Genomic DNA, 6805 nt, shown 5'->3' with positions numbered 1-6805 from the left:
ACACACTCAGTTAATCGAAAATGACAGCAATTCAACAAGCCACCCTCCTGAGTATCAGGCTATATCCTGGCTTGTTAGTCAACAACATTTACATTCTACACAAGCAGCAGTGCTGATTCAAGAATTAGTTCAAGAGGTGATTGAATCATTTTTGCTAATTAAAGAAGGTACTTATGAATTAGCAGAACCACTTGATATAATGCCAAGGATTTGCAGGTTAGATGTAGAAAAAATTCTAGAACATTGCCAAGTAAGATTAAAAAAATGGCAAGCTTTTGTTCCTCAAATCTCTTCTCCATATCAACGTCCATATCTGTTGATTAACAGCAAAATTGAAGAAAAAGATTTGCCAAAACTCCAGCCAGATTTAACTAATTGGATGAAAGGTTTCAGCCTGTGTCATCTAGCCGTAATTTTGAATCAAGATGAAATCCAACTGGCTAGCACTTTATACCCTTACATACTTAGGGGTGCGATTATCTTGCATGAAGCCGATCCACCTTATGATAAATTACCAAAGATATTTGAAGAGCGATGTCTACGACGGTCACTGAGCGCAGCCGTACCCCTACGGGGAAGCAAGCTCAAGCTACGCGCAGCGTCTCGTAGAGAAGTGCGGGCTACGCCTACGCTTTTGTCAAAATTCATCCCAAAGCTAGTTGACACCAAAAAAGAACTAAGTACTATCGTCAACTCTTTCCCAGATATTTCTGAAGAGAATATAGCTCCTGTTCAGCCATTACCACAGATTCCTCCTCCTCCAAAAGAGAACTTTCAGGAACCAACAATATCAAATAACATAAATCCTGCTTCCCAAAGAGTAACGGCTGCTACTGTAACGGCACAAAAAGCCCACAAAATCGTTTCTGTAGATGATAGCCCTACAATTCTCAAAGAAATTAGTCGTTTATTAGAAAATGAAAATTTTTCTGTAGTGACTATTAACGATCCACTAAAAGCCGTTTTGTCAATTATAAGGCACAAACCGGATTTAATTTTGTTGGATTTAAACATGCTAGGAATCGACGGTTATGAGTTGTGTAGGATTATACGAAATAATTCAATATTTCAAAAGACTCCTATCATCTTTGTCACTGGGAATAAAGGGATTGTAGACAAAGTAAAAGCGAAATTAGTCGGTGCATCTGGATATTTGACTAAACCGTTTACCCGCGCCGAATTACTGAAAATAGTCTTTATGCATTTGACTTAAATTAAACACTCCAATGAGTTTTTTCTGCACATTACTTTGTGCAATAATCTACACATGACTACTAATCTAGAAATTGACAAAAACTTAATTAAGGAGAGCTACTCGAACTTGGTGGTCATCCAACTAAGGATGCCGTTGTAGAAGAGGCATTACCAGAGTATGTACAACGTCGAAAGCAACTGAAAATTCTGGAGCTATTTGGCACGATTGAATACGAGGATGATTATGACTACAAGCAACAGCGTCGGAGTGGATGAAAGTCATTATTGATACTTCAGTCTGGTCTTTAGCTCTCAGACGCCAGTTTTTCTCATTTGTTCGGCAGCCGCTCGGAGAAATTACAGAATAATAACCACAGATAACGATTTTGATAATTTTAGTCAGCATATTCCGATAACCTTGTTTCAATGCTAGGTCTATGCTACTTACTCACACACATAAATCGTATTTTAATGATGTATATGGATTAGGGAGACGGCATTGCCGTGTCCCTACGAGTATTTGTGTTCATCTGCGGTTAATTATTTTTTCTATACCTTACCGACTACATTTCAAAGAATAATACTTTTGGGTTAATTACAGATTGAAATTTTTGAAGTGCTAGAAGGTTGATTCTTGCGCCGCTCAATGAGAGCAATGTCAACTGCAAAGCTTAACCCAGAAGTATTATACTCAAAATGTAATCAACTCAAGTTGGCAAAAAGGGCCATTCCCACAATAGACAGGCTTACCGATGCAAAAACTGGCTCCTGTCTGCTATAAAGTTTTAGGCTATGGTAGAGAAATCATAATTTGGGTTGTTGTAGCCTGGATTTGACATGGCGGATGTTACAAGGTCAGAACTGCTGAGTAAACTGCTGACATCAGTTCCTATATGTTGGCTAGGCTTAGTACTACCTAGCGATATCAGTTCGCCACTAACAGAGAAATTCCAGCCTTCATTACCAACGAGTGTTTTGTCATCACCACTGGCTTCAATCCGGTTTCCAAGGAGATTGCTGTTACTTACACTGGCAGTGTTGCCACTACCAAGGATGTCGTTGTTACTACCAGGGAGTGTATTGGCATTACCAAGGATGTCGTTGTTATTGCCTAAGTTCCAGTTACCGTTACCGTTGGTTGTGTTATCACTACCAAAATTCCAGTTACCATTACCGTCGGTTGTGTTGTTACTACCATATAGCCAGTTACCGTTACCTTGGCCACTGTTACCGGTAGCATTTGCACCATCTAATTTTTGAATATCAGATATCCAGTTGTCACTCTTATAAGGTACAGGTTGACCGTTGCCAGTTTCAGGTAGGTTGCTACCACTTTCCTTGGAGGGGGGAGTGTTGCCAAATGGTAAGTTACCAGGGAGGTTGCCGCCACCAGATGCGTTACCACCAGATGCGCCACCACCAGCAAAGGGGTTGTTACCGCCACCAGATGCGTTACCACCAGCAAAGGGGTTGTTACCGCCACCAGATGCGTTACCACCAGCAAAGGGGTTGTTACCGCCACCAGATGCGTTACCACCAGATGCGCCACCACTAGCAAAGGGGTTGTTACCGCCACCTAACGCACTAATATCACCGCCAAGGACTCCAATGAGTTGATTGAACGGATTATTAGTATCAGTTAAGGCCCGCTCGTCAAGTGGTCGCTCGTAATTATATTTGTACTTTCCATCTTCACTGGTTGTGGATGAGTTGCCACCACCGATGAAGGAAGCGAAAGTATTACTACCACTAGCAGCGCCACCGAAGCCACCGCTACCAAAGCCACCGCTACCAAAGCCACCGCTACCATCTAAACTGCTGCCATCGGTAGACTGCCATTTGCCATCACTGAAAGAAAAATTACCATTACCAGTTGGATTGTTGTTAGTACTTTGTGACCCAACAGTTTGATTGCTATTGTCAGAAGTTGCCATTAGAATTAAACTCCTATTACCCAAACTGAAATCCCTCTATTAAGAGGAAGATCAACGACATTAATGAAAGCATTTTTTTACTTTCATTTTCAATAAAGAAATACTAATAAAAACAGCAAGCATCACACTTAGCAAAAGGATACAAAATTAGATTTACATTTCAAATGAACAAAATTTAGATTGGATTGCCGATTCTTTAGATTGGATTGTCTATTCTTTCGATATTGTTGAGGTAGATTTCATAAAATTGCCCGATAATCCTTATGGTGAATGCTTTAGAGACAGTTTTAGGAGTGATTTTTCGGATCAAATAGGGCAAATTTACCTCTTTGGAGTTCTACAATACAATGCAATGTAATTACACTACAAAAAAGAGTGAAGTCTGATTTTTTTAGTCTATTGAGTGAGAAAATATTACTTGTGAGGTTTTATCGAGTTTTAAAGATTCAAGTTCTGCGATCGCCAAGGCAAACGCATCTAAATTACTCTTGATCGCAACCAATGTTAAAAACCAACGAAAAAATCAGCATTTCTCATTTAATTTATTTTCCAAGTCTCAAAGCCATGTATACGACGGGCTACGCCTACGCTAAATCTATCCCTCTTCCATCAGTCTTGGAGAAAGCAATCGCTGCAAGGCTTATGAGACTTCGATTTTCAGGTTTTAGCAACATTTTTGAATTTCTATTAGAAAATAAAGCTTCAAACCTTGATTGAGTAATAGTTTCAGTTTCCCGCTTCGATTATTGTTTTCTGAGAGTGATGAAAGAGCGCTATAGCGATTCTAAATGAGTTGTAAGAAAATTCACCCCCTGGCTAACGCCATCCCCCCGATGCTTTGGGGGGACTACAGGGGGGTTATAACTATCTCAAATTCTCACGAATGATTTAGGATTGCTATATGTCAATAAGCAGCTATGAATGCGACTATTTTTAAGGGCTAACGACATTGATGGTCGGGTTGCTTTGTTAGGTGCTGTTCGGCAAGAGATACCTCAGGGATTCGTAACGCCAACCAATACAATCGGCTAAAAAATTATCTGCGTGCATTTCCTAATCTTGAGTTAGATATGGAAGACTATGAACTTGCTTTTGAGTTTTATAACACTTGCCGAAGCAACGGTATTCAAGGTGCAAACACAGATTTCCTCATTTTACCCTGCATTCAAGTTAGAGATTTTAATCTCAAGCGATCGCATCTCAATACTACTCGGTTAATAATATTTGTAGGTTGGGTTTCGCGTCTAGTTCGGATTTTTGCGTCAAATCACCAAAATTTTCTAACAATTCAAAAATCTACTCACCGTCCACATCTGCAAATATAAATTCTAAATCCCGATAACCGCTAACTACCCGCACAATCACAACACTATCTTCAAAAACTCGATAAAAAATAATGTAGCCATCCAACGGTATTCCTCTCAGCCTGGGGTCAAACTTGGCGTAACTTCGTCCTATATTCGGGAATTGAGCTATGTTTTGGCATTTCTTATTAAATTCTCGAATAAATCTTGCTCCAGTGTTGATATTGCGAACTAAAAAATAATCCAAAATTTCATCTAAATCTTGGCTTGCTTCTTTGGCAATAAAGTATTCCATCATCCTTGAGTCTCACGGGCTTTGCGTAATTTCTCCTCCAGTCGCGCCATCACCACTTCACCATCTACTACATCTCCACGTTCTATAGAAGCCAGCCCAGCAGCTAGTTTTTTCTTAGTTGATTCTTCCCATTCCTGATAACCCTTCTCCCATGACTCCAGCAGTTTCAATGCTTTGACAATCACATCTTCAGCATTTTCATATCTACCTGTAGCAATTCGGGTTTGTATAAATTGCTCGTATTCCGCTTGAAGTTGGATGTTCATAGTTTTTACCTCTAGTTACTTAAAAGCGTTACCTAGCCACATTTTCTGTTGCCACTAAAACTCAGAAGCGGGTTTTTGTCTGATATCTAATTAGTAAACCATTGTTCAAATCGGGAGCAACGCGATTTGGTGAGGTCAGGTCAAAAACAAGCGATGCCAACTCTGTCGAGAGGCTTCGCCAACGGCGGGCTACGCCTACGCTCAAATCGATAGTCTCGTAAAATCGTGGTAATTGCTCACAGCAAAAAGCTGGGCTTGTTAAGAATAGAGAAAAACAAGCCCAAGCCCATGTTATATCTTTACCCTGTATATAGCTCTACGGCATTTCTAAGGATATACAAAAAGGATAATTCTTACAGGACTAAACAAAAACCCAGGGTCTTGAATGAATCCCTGTACATCTGTAGTATTCCACCAAAACCGATTGTCAACGATATTAGTGGCTTCTATAGTGTGCCAATTTCCATTATTACGTTGTGCGGCTACTACCATTCCAATAATGGATGTACTAGACAAACCATGTCGTACAGAAAAGAAACCATCCGGGCCTATTGTAGTGGTTAAATAGAAAGTTCTGGTAGCTAGAGGGAATGCCTGAGCAATCAGGTAGTTATCTTTTGGATATAACTCTACCATTTTTTCTGGTTGAAAGTATTTTAAATCATCATTAAAATCATCTCTTCCAGTAAGAGTTACTATTTGATTGGATTGTTGAAATGAGTTGTTTGAAAGCCCAACAGCTTGAGCAGCATTAATTTTAAAGTTCGTCAGAGTTAGAGCAGTACCCGCCAAAACGGTAGACACACATAATTTCTTCAGATTCATCATAATAGATTAAACCCCTCTAAAAATTGTTATTAACTGCAAACATAAACGTTTCAAACTAAAAGTTACCTCATGCTGTTTGCTAGTTACTATATATACTCAAATAAAGTATTTAATTAGTCAAGTATTTGGGGCTACTAATTTTAAGTAAGTCGGCGTTAAAAAATCAATATATGTAACGAAGTCTAAACTTGGCAAAGAGCTTAGAAATGAATCGTTCCAGGGTTTTTACAAATAATTGCTGATAATCTAAATGACTTATTGGATGATTTCTTTTCCGATACTCAAAATTTCTACTTAAATATTTGCAACTCTTAGCACTACTATTCTTTACGATCGCATCTCTTACCTAATTAGCTCAATTTTTTGTAATATATTGTTTTGCCAGTCTAACGTAGTAGGATTGTTCAAGTGAAAGGGTACGCCTTGCGCGATGAGTAGCCATTGATCGCTTCTTGCACCTTAAAATAAGAGCAAAAGACGATTCCTAAAACAAGCACACTCCATGCGTATTTCTCTAAATTGGCTGCGCGAACTAGTAGAGATAAAACTTAGTCCAGAAGAATTAGCCGAAACCCTGACAATGGCGGGGTTTGAGGTTGAAGAGATTGAAGACCGCCGCACTTGGGCAAATGGCGTTGTTATAGGGAAAGTGCTTGAGCGTCAACCCCATCCCAACGCCGATAAATTGAGTGTTTGCCAAGTAGATATTGGTACAGGTGAGACTTTAAATATTGTCTGTGGTGCTGCCAATGTGAAGGCAGATATTTATGTGCCAGTAGCAACTACGGGTACTTACTTACCCAACATTGATTTAAAAATTAAACCTGCAAAACTGCGCGGTGTCCCATCTCAAGGGATGATTTGTTCTTTAAAGGAACTCGGTTTGCCCACCGATGTAGACGGAATTCATATTTTTACCCAGGAAAATCTACCATTAGGTAGTGATGTGCGTCCGTTGTTGGGTTTAGATGATGTAATTTTAGA

8 protein-coding genes and 1 pseudogene are annotated in these 6805 nt (G+C 39.5%); 5 read left to right on the top strand and 4 right to left on the bottom strand.

All coding sequences use genetic code 11. The annotated features are described in order from the left end of the window. Positions 1-1213 (top strand): response regulator (locus LC574_RS19810; protein WP_229455077.1); only part of this gene is annotated, 1213 nt, incomplete at its 5' end. Positions 1214-1359: 146 nt separating this feature from the next. Beyond that, positions 1360-1470: pseudogene (locus LC574_RS39140) on the top strand (type II toxin-antitoxin system VapB family antitoxin); the annotation flags it as partial. 509 nt (positions 1471-1979) lie between these two features. Here LC574_RS39140 and LC574_RS19800 read toward each other — a convergent pair. Further along, the gene (locus tag LC574_RS19800) at positions 1980-3128 is read right to left on the bottom strand and encodes a hypothetical protein (protein WP_229455075.1); all 1149 of its coding nucleotides are present in this window, start codon (positions 3126-3128) and stop codon (positions 1980-1982) included. Between the two features lie 501 nt (positions 3129-3629). On the opposite strand from LC574_RS19800, the gene LC574_RS19795 reads away from it, so the two are divergent. Further along, positions 3630-3845, top strand: a complete 216-nt coding sequence (locus LC574_RS19795; RefSeq protein ID WP_229455074.1) for a hypothetical protein — start codon at positions 3630-3632, stop codon at positions 3843-3845. Positions 3846-4198: 353 nt separating this feature from the next. After that, a complete protein-coding gene (locus LC574_RS19790) occupies positions 4199-4453 on the top strand; it encodes a hypothetical protein (protein WP_229455073.1) in 255 nt (84 codons plus the stop codon). On the opposite strand, the gene LC574_RS19785 is transcribed toward LC574_RS19790, so the two are convergent. The 3 genes from LC574_RS19785 to LC574_RS19775 all read right to left on the bottom strand — a co-directional run bounded on the left by LC574_RS19785 (position 4425) and on the right by LC574_RS19775 (position 5797). Next, entirely contained in the window at positions 4425-4730 is a 306-nt protein-coding gene (locus tag LC574_RS19785) for a type II toxin-antitoxin system RelE/ParE family toxin (RefSeq protein ID WP_306422138.1), read from the bottom strand. The two genes, LC574_RS19790 and LC574_RS19785, sit on opposite strands and share 29 nt — an antisense overlap. Then, positions 4727-4993 carry a type II toxin-antitoxin system ParD family antitoxin gene (locus LC574_RS19780; protein ID WP_229455072.1) on the bottom strand — a complete coding sequence of 89 codons (267 nt, stop codon included), beginning with the start codon at positions 4991-4993 and terminating at the stop codon, positions 4727-4729. Before LC574_RS19780 ends, LC574_RS19785 begins: the two co-directional genes overlap by 4 nt. Before the next feature lie 327 nt (positions 4994-5320). Next, positions 5321-5797 carry a hypothetical protein gene (locus LC574_RS19775; protein WP_229455071.1) on the bottom strand — a complete coding sequence of 159 codons (477 nt, stop codon included), beginning with the start codon at positions 5795-5797 and terminating at the stop codon, positions 5321-5323. Between the two features lie 526 nt (positions 5798-6323). Between LC574_RS19775 and ytpR the strand changes: the two genes are divergently transcribed. Continuing rightward, on the top strand, positions 6324-6805 hold a 482-nt coding region (ytpR, locus tag LC574_RS19770), incomplete at its 3' end, for a YtpR family tRNA-binding protein (RefSeq protein WP_368736711.1).

It is taken from the genome of Nostoc sp. CHAB 5715 (assembly GCF_020829685.1).
GTDB lineage: Bacteria > Cyanobacteriota > Cyanobacteriia > Cyanobacteriales > Nostocaceae > Nostoc.
The sequence above is the reverse complement of the archived record's forward strand: the minus strand, read 5'-3'. Positions and strand labels throughout refer to the sequence as shown.

What these genes read in the sequence shown, in the direction of transcription:
- LC574_RS19785 (WP_306422138.1), bottom strand. Translation starts at nt 4,730, where the DNA reads ATGATGGAATACTTTATTGCCAAAGAAGCAAGCCAAGATTTAGATGAA.
- LC574_RS19790 (WP_229455073.1), top strand. Translation starts at nt 4,199, where the DNA reads ATGGAAGACTATGAACTTGCTTTTGAGTTTTATAACACTTGCCGAAGC.
- LC574_RS19780 (WP_229455072.1), bottom strand. Translation starts at nt 4,993, where the DNA reads ATGAACATCCAACTTCAAGCGGAATACGAGCAATTTATACAAACCCGA.
- LC574_RS19800 (WP_229455075.1), bottom strand. Translation starts at nt 3,128, where the DNA reads ATGGCAACTTCTGACAATAGCAATCAAACTGTTGGGTCACAAAGTACT.
- LC574_RS19795 (WP_229455074.1), top strand. Translation starts at nt 3,630, where the DNA reads ATGTTAAAAACCAACGAAAAAATCAGCATTTCTCATTTAATTTATTTT.